Here is an 18,228-nt window from a genome sequence, read left to right on the forward strand (position 1 = left end):
ACAGATTCGAGGCTACGGCTAACATTATGCTGAACAAAAATAAATTATTAACACAGCGGGAGGTTAACGTGATCCCGGACGTATCTAAGGCACTTTCCTGGCTGGAGGCGCATCCTGACGCGTTAAAGGGTATCGGCCGTGGTATTGAGCGCGAATCATTACGCGTAAAACCCGATGGTCACCTGGCAACCACAGGACATCCTGAGTCACTCGGTTCGGCGCTTAAGCATGATTGGATCACCACCGATTTTGCCGAAACGCTGATGGAGTTCATCACGCCAGTTGATCAGAGCATCGATCGTTCACTGGCGTTCCTGCGCGATATTCACCGTCATGTGGCGCGTGAGTTAGGCGAGGAGCGCTTGTGGCCTTTCAGCATGCCGGGCTTCATTGATGACGTTGATAGCATCGAGTTGGCGCAGTATGGCAGCTCGAACATTGGCAAAATGAAAACGCTGTATCGTCAGGGGCTGAAGAATCGCTACAGCGCGCTGATGCAGATTATCTCTGGCGTGCACTACAACTTCTCGTTGCCGCTGTCGTTTTGGCAGGAGTGGGCGGATGTAAAAGATGCCGAAAGCGGCAAAGAGACCATCTCTGCCGGCTATCTGCGTCTGATTCGTAACTACTATCGTTTTGGCTGGGTTATTCCGTATCTGTTCGGTGCATCGCCAGCGATTTGCTCCTCGTTCCTGCAAGGGCGCGAGAGCAATCTGCCGTTTGAAGGTGATGGCAAGGGTACGCTGTGGCTGCCTCACGCCACCTCACTGCGCCTGAGCGACCTTGGTTACACCAACAAATCGCAGAGCGGTTTGGGTATCACTTTTAACTCGCTGGAAGGTTACGTTGCAGCACTGAAGGCAGCGATTAAAACGCCGTCGGAAGAGTATGCCGCCATGGGTACCAAAGATGCCGAAGGCAACTGGCTGCAGCTGAACACCAATGTGCTGCAAATTGAAAACGAGCTGTATGCGCCGATTCGTCCGAAACGCGTTACGCGTTCAGGCGAGGCACCATCCGATGCGCTGTTGCGTGGCGGTATTGAATACATTGAAGTGCGTTCGCTGGACATCAACCCATTCTCCGCGATTGGCGTAGATGCCGATCAGGCGCGCTTCCTCGATCTGTTCCTGATTTGGTGTACGCTTGCTGATGCGCCAGAAATGAGCGCGGATGAGCTGCTGTGTACGCGTAAAAACTGGAATCGCGTGGTGATGGAAGGGCGTAAGCCTGGCCAGGTCATTGCAGTAGGTTGCAGCGAAAAAGAACATACGCTGGTTGAAGTGGGTAAAGCGCTGTTTGCCGATCTGCGTCGCGTGGCGGAAGTGCTCGACAGCAATCACGGCAACACGCAATATCAACAGGTTTGCGATCAACTGGTGGCATCTTTCGACGATCCTGAGCTAACCTATTCGGCGCGCATCCTGCATGCGATCAAAGAAAACGGTTTGACCGGCGCGGGTGTGGCATTGGCAGAGCAATATCGTCATCTGCTGTGTGAAGAGTCGTTAGAGATTCTGACCGAAGAAGATTTTAGTCGTCAGGCGCTGGAGTCGGTGCAGGCACAAGAGAAGCTGGAACAGAGCGATACGCTGGATTTCGAAAGCTACCTTGCGGGTCGCGAAGGCTAGAAAAGAAAATGGCCACATCAATGTGGCCAAAATAAACATCTCTGTTGTCAGGGATGATGATAACAAATGCGCGTCTTTCATATATTCAGACGCTGGACGAACAGAAAAGTTTCATCGTTTTAAAAAAAATCTCAAAACAGGAGGTGACGTATGCCACTACTGGATAGTTTTACTGTTGATCACACCATCATGGGCGCACCTGCAGTACGCGTAGCAAAAACCATGAAAACTCCGCATGGCGATACCATCACCGTTTTCGACCTGCGTTTTTGCCGTCCGAATATTGATATTCTGACTGAGCGTGGCATCCATACGCTGGAGCACCTGTTTGCTGGCTTCATGCGTAATCATCTGAATGGTGATGGCGTTGAAATCGTCGACATCTCGCCAATGGGTTGCCGCACCGGCTTCTACATGAGTTTGATTGGTACGCCTGACGAGCAGCGTGTTGCGAAAGCCTGGAAAGGCGCGATGGAAGATGTTCTGAAAGTCAAAGAGCAGGGCCAGATTCCAGAGCTGAACGAATATCAGTGCGGCAGCTACAAACTGCACTCACTGGATGAAGCGCAGCAGATCGCGCGCAATGTGCTGGCGCACGACATCGGCGTGAACCGCAACGAAGATTTGAAGCTGCCAGCGGAAAAGCTGAAAGAGCTGCACATCTAGTTGAGACACCATGAAAAACGCCGCGATTATCGCGGCGTTTTTGTTTACAGGCTTCAGGAGCCGATGGAGGATTTCAGTGCGTGGTGTGGCGTAATGCGCACCTGCTTCACCATGTTGTCCTGCACATCAAGGATATCGATATCGTAGGCGCCAAGGGTGACGCGAGTATCGACCAGCGGAATCTCTTCCAGTGCTTCCAGCAGCATGCCGTTAATGGTGCGCGCATCCTCTTCCGGTAACGTCCAGTTAAAGGCTTTGTTGATTTCACGCACATTGGCGCTGCCTTCAATCAATACCGAACCATCATTTTGCGGCATGACTTCTTCAGCCAGCGACGGCGACATGGAGGTGGTGAAATCGCCGACGATCTCTTCCAGAATATCTTCAATCGTCACTAAGCCTTTAACATCGCCATATTCATCAACCACCATGCCGACTTTCTTTTTGTTACGCTGAAATTTAACCAGCTGCACGTTAAGCGGCGTGCCTTCCGGTACATAGTAAATCTCATCAGCAGCACGCAGCAGGCGATCTTTGTTGAACTCTTTCTTCTCGGTCATCATGCGCCAGGCTTCACGCACGCGCAGCATACCAACGCAGTCATCCAGCGAGTCACGGAACAGGACGATACGCCCATGCGGCGAATGACTCAGCTGGCGCTCAATCGATTTCCAGTCATCATTGACGTTGATGCCGACGATCTCATTGCGCGGCACCATGATGTCATCCACGCTGACTTTCTCCAAATCGAGCACTGACAGCAGCATGTCCTGATTACGCCGCGACATCAGCGAGCGCGATTCATGCACAATGGTGCGCAACTCTTCTTTGCTTAACGCCGAACTGATGGAACCATCGGTTTTAATGCCCACCATGCGCATCAGAATGCGGGTTATGGTATTCAGCAGCCACACCAGCGGCAGCATCACATACTGCAGCGGAGCCAGTAACACGCTGCTGGGATAGGCCACTTTTTCTGGATAGAGCGCCGCGACCGTTTTCGGCAGCACCTCGGCAAAAACCAGCACGACAAAAGTCAGAATGCCGGTGGCAATCGCTACGCCAGCATCGCCATACAGGCGCATACCGACAATGGTGCCGAGTGCGGAGGCGAGAATATTAACGAGGTTGTTGCCGATTAAAACCAGGCTGATCAGGCGGTCGGGACGACGCAGAAGTTTTTCTACCCGACGCGCGCCGCGATTGCCGCTTTTGGCTTTATGGCGCAGTTTGTAGCGATTAAGCGTCATCATGCCGGTCTCTGAACCGGAGAAATAGGCAGAGACCAGCACCATGATGACCAGCGTAATGATCAGCGTGGTGGTTGAAACGTGTTCCAACACAAAATCCTTAGTGAGAGGTGAGCAGGTGCTGAAGCACGCGGCTGCCGAAGTAGGCCATGGTTAGCAGCAATGCGCCGCCACAGTTAAACCACACGACGCGGCGTCCGCGCCAGCCTTCACGATAGTGTCCCCAAAGCAGAACGATGTAGACAAACCAGGCAATGATGGAGAGAACCGCTTTATCCACATTCTCAGCGCTAAACAGGTTATGCATGAAGAGCAAACCGGTGCACAGCACCAGCGTCAACAGCACAACGCCAATCTGCGTGATGTGGAACATTTTGCGCTCAATGCTGAGCAGCGGCGGCATATCCTGAGTGAAAGCCAGTTTCTTATTTTTCAACTGGTAATCGATCCACGCCAGCTGCAGCGCATACAGTGCCGCGATGATCAGCGTGGCATAGGCAAACAGCGACAGACCGATGTGAACCATCATGCCCGGCGTGGTTTCCAGATGCGTAATAAAGGCATTGGGCACAAAGGTGGCAAAGGCCAGATTAATCAATGCAAAGCTGTAAACAATCGGCAGCAGCAGCCAGCCACGATTGCGCGAGGCGACAATTGTCATGATGGCGCAGATCAGCAGGCTAACCAGCGAGCCGATATTAAGCAGGCTGAGGTTTTGCCCGTTATCAACAGCAAAAATGCGCTGCTGCAGAGCAACGGCGTGCGCAATCAGCGCCACGCAGGCAGAAAGCACAGCAAAACGACGCCAGCCACCGTTGCGTTTAAGCAGGCTGGGAATGATCAATGCAAGGCTGAGGGAGTAGGCGAACAGCGCCACGATCGCGAAAACGAACATAGATCCTTTCATGTATCGGTCAGATAAGGAAAAAAGCAGTATAGCGCCAGCAGCGGCAGGCTCCAAACGATCTGACGGTCAATTGCAGAGATCGCTTCGTCTTCGTGTTATAATCCGCCGCATTGTGTCGCCTATGGCGGCCTCGCTACGGTTCTAAGTGAGAGAGCATGTTTGATAATTTAACCGATCGTTTGTCGCAAACCCTGCGCAATATCAGCGGCCGCGGAAGGCTGACTGAAGACAACATCAAAGACACGCTGCGTGAAGTCCGCATGGCGCTGCTGGAAGCTGACGTTGCGCTGCCGGTAGTGCGTGAATTTATTAATCGCGTGAAAGAGGCCGCCGTTGGCCACGATGTGAACAAAAGCCTGACGCCAGGCCAGGAGTTCATCAAAATCGTGCGCAACGAACTGGTTGCGGCGATGGGCGCTGAAAATAATGCGCTCAATCTGAATGCTCAGCCGCCAGCCGTGGTGCTGATGGCAGGTTTGCAAGGTGCTGGTAAAACCACTAGCGTGGCGAAACTGGGTAAATTCTTGCGCGAGAAGCATAAGAAGAAAGTGCTAGTAGTTTCTGCTGACGTTTATCGCCCTGCGGCGATCAAACAGCTGGAAACCCTGGCTGGCCAGGTCGGCGTGGATTTCTGTCCGTCCGATCTGAGTCAAAAGCCGGTCGATATTGTTCAGAACGCGCTAAAACAAGCCAAAGTGCAATTCTACGATGTGCTGCTGGTGGATACCGCCGGTCGTTTACACGTCGATGAAGCGATGATGGACGAAATCAAACAGGTACACGCCGCGATAAATCCGGTGGAAACCCTGTTTGTGGTCGATGCCATGACCGGTCAGGATGCCGCCAACACCGCGAAAGCCTTCAACGAAGCGCTGCCGCTGACTGGTGTGATCCTGACTAAAGTCGATGGTGATGCGCGCGGTGGTGCGGCGCTGTCGATTCGTCACATTACCGGCAAGCCAATCAAATTTATGGGGATGGGCGAGAAGACCGAAGCGCTGGAAGCTTTCTATCCAGAGCGTATCGCGTCGCGCATTCTTGGCATGGGCGATGTTCTGTCGCTGATCGAAGATATCGAAAGCAAAGTTGACCGCGATCAGGCGGAGAAACTGGCGAAGAAACTGAAAACCGGCGACGGTTTTGATCTCAACGACTTCCTTGAGCAGTTGAAGCAGATGCGTAACATGGGCGGCATGGCGAGCCTGATGGGCAAACTGCCGGGCATGGGGCAACTGCCTGACAACGTGAAATCGCAGATGGATGACAAAGTGCTGGTCCGCATGGAAGCCATCATCAATTCGATGACGCGTAAAGAGCGTGAGAAGCCAGAAATTATCAAGGGGTCGCGCAAACGTCGTATTGCGTTGGGCTCAGGCATGCAGGTGCAAGATGTCAACCGACTGCTGAAACAGTTCGATGATATGCAGCGCATGATGAAGAAAATGAAGAAAGGCGGCATGGCCAAAATGATGCGTGGCATGAAAGGTATGATGCCGCCTGGATTCCCTGGTCGCTAAGGCGGCCGTCATAAAGCCGGAAATTTGGCACGCTGAGGTTGCTTTTTGCGCCAAAATGAGTAAAATTTTCGGGCTTTTTATATCGCGCTCGGGCCCCGTTCCTCGATGGGGCCCGAGCGCTTTATTAACTAATGAGGATGTTATGGTAACAATTCGTTTGGCACGTCACGGCGCTAAAAAGCGTCCGTTCTATCAGGTCGTCGTCACTGACAGCCGCAATGCTCGTAACGGTCGTTTCATCGAGCGCGTAGGTTTCTTCAACCCGATCGCTTCTGGTCAGGCTGAAGGTCTGCGTCTGGATCTGGACCGTATTGAGCACTGGGTTGGCCAGGGCGCAACGCTTTCTGATCGCGTTAACGCGCTGATCAAAGAAGCAAAGAAAGCAGCTTAATCTGTCACGGTGGTGAGCATGAGCATTAAACCTGCCGGGCAGCCTCCCGTTAACCCGATTGTATTGGGAAAAATGGGCGCGGCTTACGGAATTCGGGGTTGGCTCAAAGTGTTTTCCTCCACTGAAGACGCTGAAAGCATCTTCGACTACCAACCTTGGTTCATCCAGCGCGCCGGTAAATGGCAGCAGGTCGAACTCGAGGGCTGGAAGCACCACAATCAGGACCTGATCATCAAAGTCAAAGGCATTGACGATCGGGACGCTGCGGCACAGTTGACCAATTGCGTAATTACGGTCGACTCCACGCAGCTGCCAGCGCTGGAAGCAGGCGATTACTACTGGAAAGACCTTATGGGAATGAAAGTAGTGAACCTCGAAGGCTACGAGATGGGCAAAGTCATTGATTTGATGGAAACCGGATCGAACGACGTTCTCGTCGTTAAGGCAAACCTGAAGGATGCATTCGGTGCGCAAGAGCGGTTAATCCCGTTTCTTGATGAACAGGTTATCAAGAAAGTCGATCTCTCTACTGGCCTTATTGAAGTAGATTGGGATCCTGGTTTTTGATCTCCGGACAATCCGGTAACGTAACGGCGAACGCGATGTGGATTGGTGTTATTAGCCTGTTTCCAGAGATGTTTCGCGCTATTACCGAGTACGGGGTAACTGGCCGGGCAGTAAAAAATGGCCTGCTCGACATTCAAAGCTGGAGTCCTCGTGACTTCACGCATGACCGGCACCGTACCGTGGACGATCGTCCTTACGGCGGCGGACCGGGAATGTTGATGATGGTGCAACCCTTACGGGACGCCATCTCCGCAGCGAAAGCAGCGGCGGGAGAAGGTGCTAAGGTGATTTATCTTTCACCTCAGGGACGCAAACTGGACCAACAGGGCGTTTGCGAACTGGCGACCCATCAGAAGTTGATTCTGGTGTGTGGTCGCTACGAAGGGATAGATGAGCGCGTGATTCACACTGAGATTGATGAAGAGTGGTCAATCGGTGATTACGTGCTCAGTGGCGGTGAGCTGCCAGCCATGACGTTGATTGACTCGGTCGCGCGGTTTATTCCCGGCGTACTGGGAAAACAGGCGTCAGCCGATGAGGATTCGTTCTCGGATGGTTTGCTGGATTGCCCGCACTACACCCGACCTGAAGTGTTAGAAGGGATGGAAGTTCCGCCAGTTTTACTGTCGGGCAACCATGCCGATATTCGCCGCTGGCGCCTGAAACAGTCGTTAGGCCGTACCTGGCTAAGAAGACCTGAACTTCTGGAAAACCTGGCTCTGACTGAAGAGCAAGCACGGTTGCTAAATGAGTTCCAGCGTGAACATCAGCAGCAACAAAACGATGAGGTGGGAGAGTAATCTTCCCTCACTATCAGTTTACCCAGGATAAGAGATTTAATTATGAGCAACATTATCAAGCAACTTGAACAAGAGCAGATGAAGCAGGACGTACCTTCATTCCGTCCGGGTGATTCCGTGGAAGTGAAAGTATGGGTCGTAGAAGGTTCTAAGAAGCGTCTGCAGGCATTCGAGGGCGTGGTTATCGCTATTCGTAACCGCGGTCTGCATTCTGCATTCACTGTTCGTAAGATTTCTAACGGCGAAGGTGTTGAGCGTGTCTTCCAGACTCACTCTCCAGTAATTGACAGCATTGCTGTTAAACGTCGTGGTGCTGTGCGTAAAGCCAAACTGTATTACCTGCGTGAGCGTACCGGTAAGTCAGCTCGTATCAAAGAGCGTCTTGGCGCGTAAGCGACTTCTCAAAGTTAATAGCAAACAAGGGGTTGGCCATTTGGCCAGCCCCTTTTTTTTATGGGCGTATAAGGGGCGCAGGATCATCCCTAAGATGGAAAGTGTATGTTTCCTGAAAACAATGAAAATCAAAATGTTATACCAAAATTTTAGTTGAGAGCATCATCAGAACATAATTAGGTGTAACCTTTAGTTTACATTGCCGTTCTGTCATCATTTCTGTTATTCGTATGATTTTAATGAACATTTTAATATTTTTTGTGATTTTTATTTGATGTGGTAATAAATGTGTACATGGGTGGATTGCAACCTGTACAGGGTGTGATAAAGTAAGCGCCATCCTCAGTGAGGATCCCATACCGCATAAACGAGTAAAAAGGATCGCAATCATGCAAAAAGACGCGCTGAACAATGTGCATATCGCCGACGAACAAATTTTGATTACCCCGCAAGAGCTGAAAGCCAAATTCCCGCTCACTGCGGCGCAGGAAGCGCAAATTGCGTCTTCTCGCCAAACCATTGCCGACATTATTGCGGGCCGCGATCCGCGTCTGTTGGTGGTTTGTGGTCCTTGTTCGATTCACGATACTGAAGCCGCACTTGCCTATGCCCGTCAGTTGCAATCTCTCTCTGCACAGTTGAAGGATCAGCTGTACATCGTTATGCGCGTTTATTTTGAAAAACCTCGAACCACCGTCGGCTGGAAGGGGTTAATCAACGATCCTTACATGAACAACTCGTTTGATATGGAAGCTGGCCTGCATATCGCGCGTCAACTGCTGGTTAATCTCGTGGAGATGGGTTTACCGCTGGCGACCGAAGCGCTGGATCCGAATAGCCCGCAATATCTTGGCGATCTGTTTAGCTGGTCAGCGATTGGTGCGCGTACCACTGAATCACAAACCCACCGTGAAATGGCTTCAGGCCTTTCCATGCCGGTTGGTTTTAAAAATGGTACGGATGGCAGCCTGGGCACCGCGATTAACGCCATGCGCGCCGCCGCAATGCCGCACCGTTTTGTTGGCATCAATCAGGCCGGCCAGGTTTGCTTGCTGCAAACGCAGGGCAACCCAGATGGGCATGTGATTCTGCGCGGCGGTAAAGCACCAAACTACGGTCCAGAAGATGTCGCTCAGTGTGAAAAAGAGATGCTGAAAGCGGGACTGCGTCCGGCCTTAATGATAGATTGCAGCCATGGTAATTCTAACAAAGACTATCGTCGCCAGCCTGGCGTAGCCGAATCGGCTATTGCGCAGATTAAAGATGGAAACCGTTCCATCATTGGCCTGATGTTGGAAAGCAACATTCATGAAGGCAACCAGTCTTCTGAACAGCCACGTAGCGAAATGAAATACGGTGTGTCCGTCACTGATGCCTGCATCAACTGGGAAACCACTGAAACATTGCTGCGTGAAATCCATCAGGATCTGCAGGGAGTGCTGTCGGCGCGTCTGTCACACGAGGTGTAATGAGTCATGGTGGCTGAACTGACCGCGCTACGCGATCAAATCGATGAAGTAGATAAAGCACTGCTTGGGTTACTGGCAAAACGACTGGAGCTGGTAGCCGAAGTAGGGGAAGTTAAAAGCCGCTACGGTTTGCCGATCTATGTTCCTGAGCGTGAGGCCAGCATGCTGGCTTCACGCCGCCAGGAAGCTGAAGCGCTCGGCGTGTCGCCGGACTTGATTGAAGATGTATTGCGTCGTTTGATGCGTGAATCCTATGCCCATGAAAATGACAAAGGCTTCAAAACGCTGTGTCCGACGTTGCGTCCGGTGGTGATTGTAGGTGGCCGCGGCCAGATGGGGCGTCTGTTTGAAAAGATGCTGACGCTTTCTGGCTATCAGGTCCGCATTCTGGATAAAGGCGATTGGGAACGCTCTGACGAGCTGCTGAAAGATGCGGGCATGGTGATCATCAGTGTGCCAATTCATCTGACCGAGCAAATCATCGGTGAGCTGCCGAAATTGCCAGAAGACTGCATTCTGGTCGATCTGGCTTCGGTGAAGAATCGCCCGCTGCAGGCGATGCTGGCCGCGCACACCGGACCGGTTCTGGGCTTGCATCCGATGTTTGGTCCGGACAGCGGCAGCCTGGCAAAGCAGGTTGTGGTTTGGTGTGATGGCCGTCAGCCGGAAGCTTATCAGTGGTTCCTTGAGCAGATTCAGGTTTGGGGCGCGCGGTTGCATCGTATCAGTGCCGTTGAGCACGACCAGAATATGGCGTTTATTCAGGCACTGCGTCACTTTGCGACTTTCGCTTACGGTCTGCATCTGGCGGAAGAGAACGTTAATCTGGATCAGCTGCTGGCGCTATCTTCACCGATATACCGCCTTGAACTGGCAATGGTTGGACGTCTGTTTGCGCAGGATCCGCAGCTTTACGCGGACATCATCATGTCCTCGGAGAGTAATCTGGCGCTGATTAAACGTTATTACCAGCGATTTGGCGATGCGATCAAACTGCTCGAGCAGGGCGATAAGCAAGCCTTTATCGATAGCTTTGAGCGCGTCGAACACTGGTTTGGTGATTACGCGAAACGCTTCCTGGTCGAAAGCAGAAGCATGCTGCGATCGGCGAACGATAGCCGGCAGTAAAAAACAAAAGGCATCCGTGAGGATGCCTTTTTGCTTAGAGGCGCGGCTCAACCGGCACCACATTCTCGCCTGGATAGCAGCCAAGAACTTTTAATGAACGGGTTAAGCCGCTCAACTCGGTTAACGCCAACTGCATATTTTCTGACTGCAGATTGCCCTGCACATCAATATAAAACATCTCTTCCCACGGATTGCCGTTGATGGGACGGTTTTCCAGTTTGCTCATGATGAGGCCGTGGTTACGTAATACCATCAGCGCTTCAACCAATGCGCCTGCTTGTTGACCCGTCGCCATGATCAATGTTGTTTTCGCCGGAACCTGACCCGAAACTTCAATCGCTTTACGTGCCAGCACGATGAAGCGCGTATGGTTCTGCTGCTGATTGGCCAGATTGCGTTCCAGCACCTGCAATCCATACAGCTCACCACCCGCTTCGCTACCCAATGCGGCAACCTTTGTTGAATTCATCGCTGCCACTTTCTCCATCGCTGCAGCGGTGCTTTCGGTGTATTCGATTTTCCACTGCGGGAAACGATTAATGAACTGGCTGCACTGCTGGAATGGCTGTGGATGGCTATATACCGTTTCGATCTGCTGCAAATCGGTGCTGCCGTTGACCAGCACACAGTGCTCAATTGGAATGGTCAGCTCACCCACAATCGATAGCGTGGTTTGCTGAAGCAGATCGTAAACGTCGTTGATCGAACCAGAGCTGGTATTTTCAATCGGCATCACCGCGTAGTCCGCTTGTCCACTTTCCACCTGATGGATGATGTCATGAAATTTCAGGCAACCGATCTCAACCATTGAATCAAAATGTCGGGTGGCGTATTTGCGCGCCGCAAGATGTGAGTAGGAACCTTTCGGACCGAGGAAGGCAATGCGCGGCGCGTGAGCATGTGGATGGTTGAGATTCTTTTGCAACAAGGCTTGCTGAGTAAGAACCGAATCTTCAATCACCAACTGAAACAGGCGAGTGATGTAATGCGCATCAAGCTGATGCTTTTTACCCAGTGAAATTAAGTTTTCCAGCAGAGCGCGTTCACGCTCAACATCGCGGATAGGGCGATGCGTTGCCAGTTTAGCCTGCGCAACTTCAACGGCCAGTATGCGACGCTCCGACAAAAGCGCTAAGAGTTTTTCATCAACGGCGCTGATTTTATCGCGTAATGCCAGCAGCGGATTTTCGGGATTCATAGGGCTCACCTGTAAAATGTCCAATAAAAAAGCCTCCCATTTGGGAGGCTTTGTTGTTCGTCTTCGCATTCATTTTCACATGACGAATCGCCTCCCAATCAGGGGAAGGTAAAAAAGAATGCGAAGAAGAACGGCAGATGTTTCATGGTTGTTTCCATAAATAAAGTGGCTTGAGAGTAACCGCAGTGATTTAAAGCTGTCAATAAAAAACGCGCCCGGAGGCGCGTTACTAAAGATGTTTGCTTATTCCGTAGGAAGAAAATCTTTCACACTGCTGTTGGCGCGACGGGCTTCGGGTTTGTGTTGCGCTTTATTGAGTTGTCGCTCCAGCTTGGCAATCAAGTCATTGATGGCCGTATACATATCATCATGTTTCGCGCTGGCAACCAGCGTACCGTTAGGCGTATTAATGGTGGCATCAGCCACAAACTCCTTCGGCTCTTTCGATAACACAATGTGAGGGTTTATCAGATGTGTTTGCCATTTTTCCAGCTTGGCGAGACGCTCTTCAACGTGGTTACGGATGGCCTCGGTGATTTCCATTTGTTTGCTGGTAATGTTCAGAATCATAGTTAAACCTCTCTGTCATTTCCGTGTGGGTAGGTCCAGCATACCGCGGAAATTAAGAAAATGTGTGATCTAAATCACATTGAAATGTCACTTTTTGTCAATGCCGCTTAATTGTGAGAAAGGCCGGGAAAGTGGCGGGAAATACTTGAAGACGACTGGGGAAGGGCGCATGATTGACTGGATAACTGCAGCGATAAATCTGTAAAACTGCTGGATTATCCACAAAGTGACATAAAAAAAGCAGCCTCATGGGCTGCTTTTTTGTGGGTGTAATAATCAGGACTGATTATTTGCCGCAATGATTTTTGCCACTTTGTCGGCTTCAGCCGTCAACTGCAGCTGGCGGTAAGCATTCTCCATCAACGGTAACGCTTCATGGGTCGCCTCAGTATCCGGATAATCCTTCATCATTGTTTCCACGCGGTTAACAACAGCGACATAGGCACCGCGCTTGGTATAGAATTGCGCCACCGAGAGTTCATACTTCGCCAGGCGCTCTTTCAGGAATGCCAAACGTTTCTGCGCATCCGCAGCATATTGGCTGTTTGGATAACCGCGCAGTAATTGCGAGAAGTCACGGAAAGCATCACGAGCGTGCGTCGGATCACGATCGGAACGATCGATACCGAAGAAGCCCTGCAGTGCAGAATCGTCCAGCGCCATATCCGTCAGACCTTTCATATAGATGACATAGTCGATATTCGGATGGGTTGGATTCAGACGCATAAAGCGAGAAATAGCGGCTTGCGCCAGTGGCAGATCGGCATTTTTGTAATACGCGTAGATCAAATCCAGCTGTACTTGCTGCGAGTAAGGACCAAACGGATAGCGGTTATCCAGTGCTTCCAGTTGCTTAATCGCCGCTTTAAAGTTACCGTCCTGCAGCTTTTGCTGGGCCGTGGCGTAAATTTCAGACGGCGGGCTGTCCGGGACTGGATCTGATGAGCCAGAACAACCCACAAGCGCCAGGCTCAGGCTCAGTGTGGCAGCAGCCACCAGATGTTTCATACGCGTCATGACGAAATGATTATCCTCAAAGTGTTGTAGCAGAAGCTGTCCGTATAGCTCCCAGTTATGACCAGGTACGATAGCACATTATATTAAACGGCATCGCCGTGAAAACCCAACGTTAACGAAGAAGCTGTATATGGCACAACAAGTTCAACTCACCGCAACGGTGTCCGAAGCACAGCTTGGACAACGCTTAGATCAGACTTTGGCAGAATTGTTCCCTGATTATTCACGTTCTCGCATAAAAGAATGGATTCTTGAGCGCCGAGTCAGCGTCAACGGCACTATCATCGATAAACCAAAAGAAAAAGTTTTTGGCGGTGAGCATGTCTCGATTGATGCTGAGATCGAAGAAGAGCAACGCTGGGAAGCGCAAAACATCCCACTGAATATCGTCTATGAAGATGACGACATTCTGGTCATTAACAAACCTCGCGGTTTGGTGGTACATCCTGGCGCCGGTAATCCTGATGGCACAGTGCTTAACGCACTGCTTTATCACTATCCACCGATCGTTGATGTGCCTCGTGCAGGTATTGTTCATCGTCTGGATAAAGATACCACCGGTTTGATGGTGGTCGCGAAAACCGTTCCTGCGCAAACGCATCTGGTTGAAACGCTGCAGCTGCGCGAAATCACGCGTGAATATGAAGCGGTGGCTATTGGCACCATGACTGCGGGCGGTACGGTGGATCAGCCCATGGCGCGCCACTCAACCAAACGTACGCACATGGCGGTGCACCCGATGGGTAAACCGGCAACCACGCACTATCGCATCATGGAGCATTTTCGTGCCCATACGCGTTTGCGTTTGCGTCTCGAAACCGGTCGTACCCATCAGATCCGTGTGCATATGGCGCATATTAACCATCCGCTGGTGGGCGATCCGCTATACGGTGGCCGTCCACGCCCGCCAAAAGGGGCATCTGAAGCTTTCATCACTACGCTACGGGGTTTTGATCGCCAGGCGCTGCATGCCACGATGTTACGTCTCTATCACCCAATCACCGGTATTGAGATGGAATGGCATGTGCCGTTGCCGCAGGATATGGTCGATTTAATTGATGCGCTGAAAGCCGATACCCTTGAATTCCGCGATCAGATGGATTGGCTATGAGTGAATGGATCATCCCGGATTGGCCTGCGCCGCAGCATGTTCGGGCATGTTCCACCACGCGTTACGGCGGCGTCAGCGCTGCTCCATGGGATTCGTTGAATCTTGGTGGGCATGTTGGCGACGCTGAGGCGCATGTTGCTCAGAATCGTCAACGCCTGGTTGAACAACTGACGTTACCTGCAATGCCGCAATGGCTGGATCAGATCCATGGTCAAGTGGTTGCGCGTTTACCCGCCAGCGATCCGCTGCCGCGCGCTGATGCCGCAATCACGCGTGAAAGCGGGGTGGTTTGCGCAGTGATGACGGCGGATTGTTTGCCGGTGCTGTTCTGCAGCAAGGATGGCAGTGAAGTCGCGGCAGCACATGCCGGTTGGCGTGGACTCTGTAATGGCGTGCTGGAACAGACGTTGTCACAGTTTCACTGCGCGCCAAATGACATTCATGCATGGCTTGGTCCGGCAATTGGGCCGCTGGCATTTGAAGTTGGCTCGGAAGTCAGAACGGCATTTATGGCCCATGATTCACAAGCGGAAGAGGCTTTCCGCCCGGCGGGTAACCAATACTTCGCCGATATTTGGCTGCTGGCGCGTCAGCGTCTGCAGGCCGCCGGCGTGCATTCCATCAGCGGTTCAACGCGATGTACCTTCCATGAGCGCGATGATTTTTTCTCCTACCGACGCGACGGAATCACCGGGCGTATGGCAACTTTGATTTGGCTGAGATAACCTTACGCCACAAGACGGTCCAGTTAGCGTATTTTTTGCTCACAACTCAGGTCATTAACCTTGAAAAATTTGAGGGATGACCTCATTTAATCTCCAGTAGCATTTTGACCTGTAATGGGAGGAATTATGCGTCTGGATCGTCTTACTAATAAATTTCAACTGGCACTTGCCGATGCACAGTCCCTTGCTCTGGGACATGACAATCAATTCATTGAACCCCTTCATTTGATGAGCGCATTGCTCAACCAGGAAGGCGGATCGGTGCGTCCGTTGCTCAGCGCAGCGGGTGCCGACGTGGCTGGCCTGCGTACCAGCATTGAACAAGCGATTAATCGACTACCTCAGGTTGAAGGCACGGACGGCGATGTGCAGCCATCCGCCGATCTGATTCGGGTACTCAATCTGTGCGACAAGCTGGCGCAAAAGCGCGGCGACAACTTTATATCATCTGAATTATTTGTATTGGCGGCCCTTGATTCACGTGGCTCGCTGGCTGATCTATTGAAATCAGCTGGCGCGACTCCGGAAAAACTCTCTGCGGCCATCGAGCAAATACGGGGAGGAGACAGCGTGAACGATCAAGGGGCTGAAGATCAGCGTCAGGCATTAAAAAAATACACCATCGACCTTACAGAGCGTGCCGAACTCGGCAAGCTTGATCCGGTTATCGGTCGTGATGAAGAAATTCGCCGCACCATTCAGGTGTTGCAGCGTCGTACCAAAAATAACCCGGTGCTGATTGGTGAACCCGGCGTCGGTAAAACGGCTATTGCCGAAGGTTTAGCGCAGCGCATCATCAATGGCGAAGTACCGGAAGGGCTGAAAGGCCGTCGCGTGCTGGCTCTGGATATGGGTTCGCTGGTGGCGGGCGCCAAATATCGCGGTGAATTTGAAGAGCGCCTCAAAGGCGTGCTTAGCGATTTGGCGAAGCAGGAAGGCAACGTCATTCTGTTTATCGACGAACTGCATACCATGGTGGGCGCAGGTAAAGCCGATGGCGCCATGGATGCCGGCAACATGCTGAAACCCGCATTGGCGCGTGGTGAGTTGCACTGTGTCGGCGCAACTACGTTGAATGAGTATCGTCAGTTCATAGAGAAAGATGCGGCGCTGGAACGTCGTTTCCAGAAAGTCTTCGTTGCTGAGCCGAGTGTCGAAGATACCATTGCCATTCTGCGCGGACTGAAAGAACGCTATGAGCTGCACCATCATGTGCAGATCACCGATCCGGCGATTGTGGCTGCGGCGACGTTGTCGCATCGTTACATCTCAGATCGTCAGCTGCCGGATAAGGCCATCGACCTGATAGACGAAGCGGCCTCAAGCATTCGTTTACAGATGGATTCGAAGCCTGAGTCCCTTGATCGCCTTGAGCGCCGCATCATCCAGTTGAAACTTGAGCAGCAGGCGCTGAAGAAAGAGTCTGATGATGCCAGCGTGAAGCGTCTGGAAATGCTGGAAAGTGAACTTGACCAGAAAGAGCGTGAATATGCTGAGCTGGAAGAGGAGTGGAAAGCGGAAAAAGCCTCATTAACCGGCACGCAAAACATTAAAGCCGAGCTGGAACAAGCGCGCCTGACGATGGAGCAAGCGCGTCGCGTTGGTGACCTGGGTCAGATGTCTGAGCTGCAGTACGGTAAAATTCCGGAGCTGGAGAAACAGTTAGCCATCGCTACGCAGTCTGAAGGTAAAACCATGAAGCTGTTACGTAATCGCGTAACGGATGTGGAGATCGCCGATGTACTGGCGCGTTGGACCGGAATTCCTGTCGCACGCATGATGGAAGGCGAGCGCGACAAGTTGCTGCGTATGGAGCAGGATTTGCATTCACGCGTCATTGGCCAGAACGAAGCGGTAGAAGCGGTTTCGAATGCGATTCGTCGTAGTCGTGCCGGCTTGTCCGATCCGAATCGTCCAATTGGTTCCTTCCTGTTCCTCGGACCAACGGGGGTAGGGAAAACCGAGTTGTGTAAAGCGCTGGCTAGCTTCCTCTTCGATAGCGATGACGCGATGGTGCGTATTGATATGTCCGAGTTTATGGAAAAACACTCGGTGTCGCGGCTGGTGGGTGCACCTCCGGGATATGTCGGCTATGAAGAGGGCGGTTATCTGACCGAAGCGGTACGTCGTCGGCCTTATTCGGTGATTCTGCTGGATGAAGTGGAGAAGGCGCATCCTGATGTGTTCAACATTCTGTTGCAGGTGCTGGATGATGGTCGCTTAACCGATGGACAGGGCCGTACGGTCGATTTCCGCAATACCGTGGTGATCATGACCTCGAACCTTGGCTCCGATCTTATTCAGGAACGTTTCGGTTCTCTGGACTATGCGGAGATGAAACAGGTGGTGATGACTGTTGTGGGGCAGCATTTCCGCCCAGAATTTATCAACCGTATCGATGACATGGTGGTGTTCCACCCATTGGGCGAAAAACACATTGCTTCGATTGCGCAGATTCAGCTGCAACGTTTGTATAAACGTCTTGAGGAGCGTGGCTATCAGCTGCATATCTCCGATGAGGCGCTCAAACTGCTCGGCGAGAATGGCTACGACCCGGTGTATGGTGCGCGTCCATTGAAACGTGCTATTCAGCAGCAGATTGAAAACCCGCTGGCTCAGCAGATTCTTTCTGGTGCCCTGGTTCCGGGAAAAACCATCGAAATGGATGTAAAAGACGATGTGATTGTTGCTCATCAGTAATCACTTCTGATTAAAACGGGCCTGCAGGCCCGTTTTTTTTGGCCTTTTTGCAAGAATTAGCTGCTTTTTGCAACGTGTAGCCTGGAAAGTGAGCGGTCGCGCGAAAACTTCAAATTAGCACTTGTCAGCTGAAATGAACTCCCTATAATGCGCCACCACTGAGACGGCAAAGCGGCAACGCAGACGGT

Annotated in this window: 18 protein-coding genes and 1 other annotated feature; of the genes, 12 read left to right on the plus strand and 6 right to left on the minus strand. The window is 51.8% G+C overall.

The window, feature by feature from the left end:
• Positions 1–26: 26 nt before the first annotated feature.
• A complete protein-coding gene (gene gshA / locus MWH02_RS19380; protein ID WP_101762621.1) occupies positions 27–1,631 on the plus strand; it encodes a glutamate--cysteine ligase in 1,605 nt (534 codons plus the stop codon).
• A gap of 150 nt (positions 1,632–1,781) precedes the next feature.
• Positions 1,782–2,297 carry an S-ribosylhomocysteine lyase gene (luxS, locus tag MWH02_RS19385; RefSeq protein WP_192236523.1) on the plus strand — a complete coding sequence of 172 codons (516 nt, stop codon included), beginning with the start codon at positions 1,782–1,784 and terminating at the stop codon, positions 2,295–2,297.
• A gap of 53 nt (positions 2,298–2,350) precedes the next feature.
• On the opposite strand, the gene MWH02_RS19390 is transcribed toward luxS, so the two are convergent.
• A complete protein-coding gene (locus tag MWH02_RS19390; protein WP_101762622.1) occupies positions 2,351–3,637 on the minus strand; it encodes an HlyC/CorC family transporter in 1,287 nt (428 codons plus the stop codon).
• Positions 3,638–3,647: 10 nt separating this feature from the next.
• Positions 3,648–4,442 (minus strand): cytochrome C assembly family protein, encoded by a 795-nt coding sequence (locus MWH02_RS19395; RefSeq protein ID WP_008108993.1) that lies wholly within the window; start codon positions 4,440–4,442, stop codon positions 3,648–3,650.
• A gap of 167 nt (positions 4,443–4,609) precedes the next feature.
• On the opposite strand from MWH02_RS19395, the gene ffh reads away from it, so the two are divergent.
• The 7 genes from ffh (at position 4,610) to tyrA (ending at position 10,719) form a co-directional block, all read left to right on the plus strand.
• Complete coding sequence (gene ffh / locus MWH02_RS19400; protein WP_101762624.1) at positions 4,610–5,971, plus strand: signal recognition particle protein; 1,362 nt, start codon at positions 4,610–4,612, stop codon at positions 5,969–5,971.
• A 142-nt stretch (positions 5,972–6,113) separates the two neighbouring features.
• Positions 6,114–6,362 (plus strand): 30S ribosomal protein S16, encoded by a 249-nt coding sequence (gene rpsP / locus MWH02_RS19405; RefSeq protein WP_007893313.1) that lies wholly within the window; start codon positions 6,114–6,116, stop codon positions 6,360–6,362.
• A gap of 18 nt (positions 6,363–6,380) precedes the next feature.
• Positions 6,381–6,929 carry a ribosome maturation factor RimM gene (gene rimM / locus MWH02_RS19410; RefSeq protein ID WP_271461273.1) on the plus strand — a complete coding sequence of 183 codons (549 nt, stop codon included), beginning with the start codon at positions 6,381–6,383 and terminating at the stop codon, positions 6,927–6,929.
• A 35-nt stretch (positions 6,930–6,964) separates the two neighbouring features.
• Positions 6,965–7,729, plus strand: a complete 765-nt coding sequence (gene trmD / locus MWH02_RS19415; protein WP_271461277.1) for a tRNA (guanosine(37)-N1)-methyltransferase TrmD — start codon at positions 6,965–6,967, stop codon at positions 7,727–7,729.
• A gap of 42 nt (positions 7,730–7,771) precedes the next feature.
• A complete protein-coding gene (rplS, locus tag MWH02_RS19420; RefSeq protein ID WP_007893316.1) occupies positions 7,772–8,122 on the plus strand; it encodes a 50S ribosomal protein L19 in 351 nt (116 codons plus the stop codon).
• A 389-nt stretch (positions 8,123–8,511) separates the two neighbouring features.
• Positions 8,512–9,591, plus strand: coding sequence for a 3-deoxy-7-phosphoheptulonate synthase (locus MWH02_RS19425; RefSeq protein WP_101762625.1), 1,080 nt, complete (start codon positions 8,512–8,514; stop codon positions 9,589–9,591).
• 6 nt (positions 9,592–9,597) lie between these two features.
• Positions 9,598–10,719 (plus strand): bifunctional chorismate mutase/prephenate dehydrogenase, encoded by a 1,122-nt coding sequence (gene tyrA, locus MWH02_RS19430; RefSeq protein WP_061719956.1) that lies wholly within the window; start codon positions 9,598–9,600, stop codon positions 10,717–10,719.
• A 34-nt stretch (positions 10,720–10,753) separates the two neighbouring features.
• On the opposite strand, the gene pheA is transcribed toward tyrA, so the two are convergent.
• From pheA to bamD, 4 genes are all read right to left on the minus strand, one after another.
• Positions 10,754–11,917 (minus strand): bifunctional chorismate mutase/prephenate dehydratase, encoded by a 1,164-nt coding sequence (gene pheA, locus MWH02_RS19435; RefSeq protein WP_192236526.1) that lies wholly within the window; start codon positions 11,915–11,917, stop codon positions 10,754–10,756.
• Between the two features lie 22 nt (positions 11,918–11,939).
• Positions 11,940–12,064 (minus strand) — a sequence feature (Phe leader region).
• Complete coding sequence (pheL, locus tag MWH02_RS19440; protein ID WP_100703679.1) at positions 12,016–12,063, minus strand: pheA operon leader peptide PheL; 48 nt, start codon at positions 12,061–12,063, stop codon at positions 12,016–12,018. (Overlaps the previous feature by 48 nt.)
• A gap of 96 nt (positions 12,065–12,160) precedes the next feature.
• Positions 12,161–12,487, minus strand: coding sequence for a ribosome-associated translation inhibitor RaiA (gene raiA / locus MWH02_RS19445; RefSeq protein ID WP_008109009.1), 327 nt, complete (start codon positions 12,485–12,487; stop codon positions 12,161–12,163).
• A gap of 276 nt (positions 12,488–12,763) precedes the next feature.
• Complete coding sequence (gene bamD, locus MWH02_RS19450; protein ID WP_008109011.1) at positions 12,764–13,504, minus strand: outer membrane protein assembly factor BamD; 741 nt, start codon at positions 13,502–13,504, stop codon at positions 12,764–12,766.
• Positions 13,505–13,634: 130 nt separating this feature from the next.
• On the opposite strand from bamD, the gene rluD reads away from it, so the two are divergent.
• From rluD to clpB, 3 genes are all read left to right on the plus strand, one after another.
• Positions 13,635–14,615 carry a 23S rRNA pseudouridine(1911/1915/1917) synthase RluD gene (gene rluD, locus MWH02_RS19455; RefSeq protein ID WP_271461274.1) on the plus strand — a complete coding sequence of 327 codons (981 nt, stop codon included), beginning with the start codon at positions 13,635–13,637 and terminating at the stop codon, positions 14,613–14,615.
• The gene (yfiH, locus tag MWH02_RS19460) at positions 14,612–15,340 is read left to right on the plus strand and encodes a purine nucleoside phosphorylase YfiH (RefSeq protein ID WP_192411984.1); all 729 of its coding nucleotides are present in this window, start codon (positions 14,612–14,614) and stop codon (positions 15,338–15,340) included. Before rluD ends, yfiH begins: the two co-directional genes overlap by 4 nt.
• Before the next feature lie 126 nt (positions 15,341–15,466).
• Entirely contained in the window at positions 15,467–18,040 is a 2,574-nt protein-coding gene (gene clpB / locus MWH02_RS19465; RefSeq protein ID WP_271461275.1) for an ATP-dependent chaperone ClpB, read from the plus strand.
• Positions 18,041–18,228 lie beyond the last annotated feature (188 nt).

The organism is Pantoea leporis, assembly GCF_028048155.1.
Lineage (GTDB): Bacteria > Pseudomonadota > Gammaproteobacteria > Enterobacterales > Enterobacteriaceae > Pantoea > Pantoea leporis.

Coding starts and splice junctions, on each gene's coding strand:
- clpB (WP_271461275.1), top strand. CDS start 15,467: ATGCGTCTGGATCGTCTTACTAATAAATTTCAACTGGCACTTGCCGAT.
- trmD (WP_271461277.1), top strand. CDS start 6,965: ATGTGGATTGGTGTTATTAGCCTGTTTCCAGAGATGTTTCGCGCTATT.
- MWH02_RS19395 (WP_008108993.1), bottom strand. CDS start 4,442: ATGTTCGTTTTCGCGATCGTGGCGCTGTTCGCCTACTCCCTCAGCCTT.
- bamD (WP_008109011.1), bottom strand. CDS start 13,504: ATGACGCGTATGAAACATCTGGTGGCTGCTGCCACACTGAGCCTGAGC.
- pheA (WP_192236526.1), bottom strand. CDS start 11,917: ATGAATCCCGAAAATCCGCTGCTGGCATTACGCGATAAAATCAGCGCC.
- luxS (WP_192236523.1), top strand. CDS start 1,782: ATGCCACTACTGGATAGTTTTACTGTTGATCACACCATCATGGGCGCA.
- MWH02_RS19425 (WP_101762625.1), top strand. CDS start 8,512: ATGCAAAAAGACGCGCTGAACAATGTGCATATCGCCGACGAACAAATT.
- rpsP (WP_007893313.1), top strand. CDS start 6,114: ATGGTAACAATTCGTTTGGCACGTCACGGCGCTAAAAAGCGTCCGTTC.
- yfiH (WP_192411984.1), top strand. CDS start 14,612: ATGAGTGAATGGATCATCCCGGATTGGCCTGCGCCGCAGCATGTTCGG.
- ffh (WP_101762624.1), top strand. CDS start 4,610: ATGTTTGATAATTTAACCGATCGTTTGTCGCAAACCCTGCGCAATATC.
- gshA (WP_101762621.1), top strand. CDS start 27: ATGCTGAACAAAAATAAATTATTAACACAGCGGGAGGTTAACGTGATC.
- rplS (WP_007893316.1), top strand. CDS start 7,772: ATGAGCAACATTATCAAGCAACTTGAACAAGAGCAGATGAAGCAGGAC.
- rluD (WP_271461274.1), top strand. CDS start 13,635: ATGGCACAACAAGTTCAACTCACCGCAACGGTGTCCGAAGCACAGCTT.
- tyrA (WP_061719956.1), top strand. CDS start 9,598: ATGGTGGCTGAACTGACCGCGCTACGCGATCAAATCGATGAAGTAGAT.
- raiA (WP_008109009.1), bottom strand. CDS start 12,487: ATGATTCTGAACATTACCAGCAAACAAATGGAAATCACCGAGGCCATC.
- rimM (WP_271461273.1), top strand. CDS start 6,381: ATGAGCATTAAACCTGCCGGGCAGCCTCCCGTTAACCCGATTGTATTG.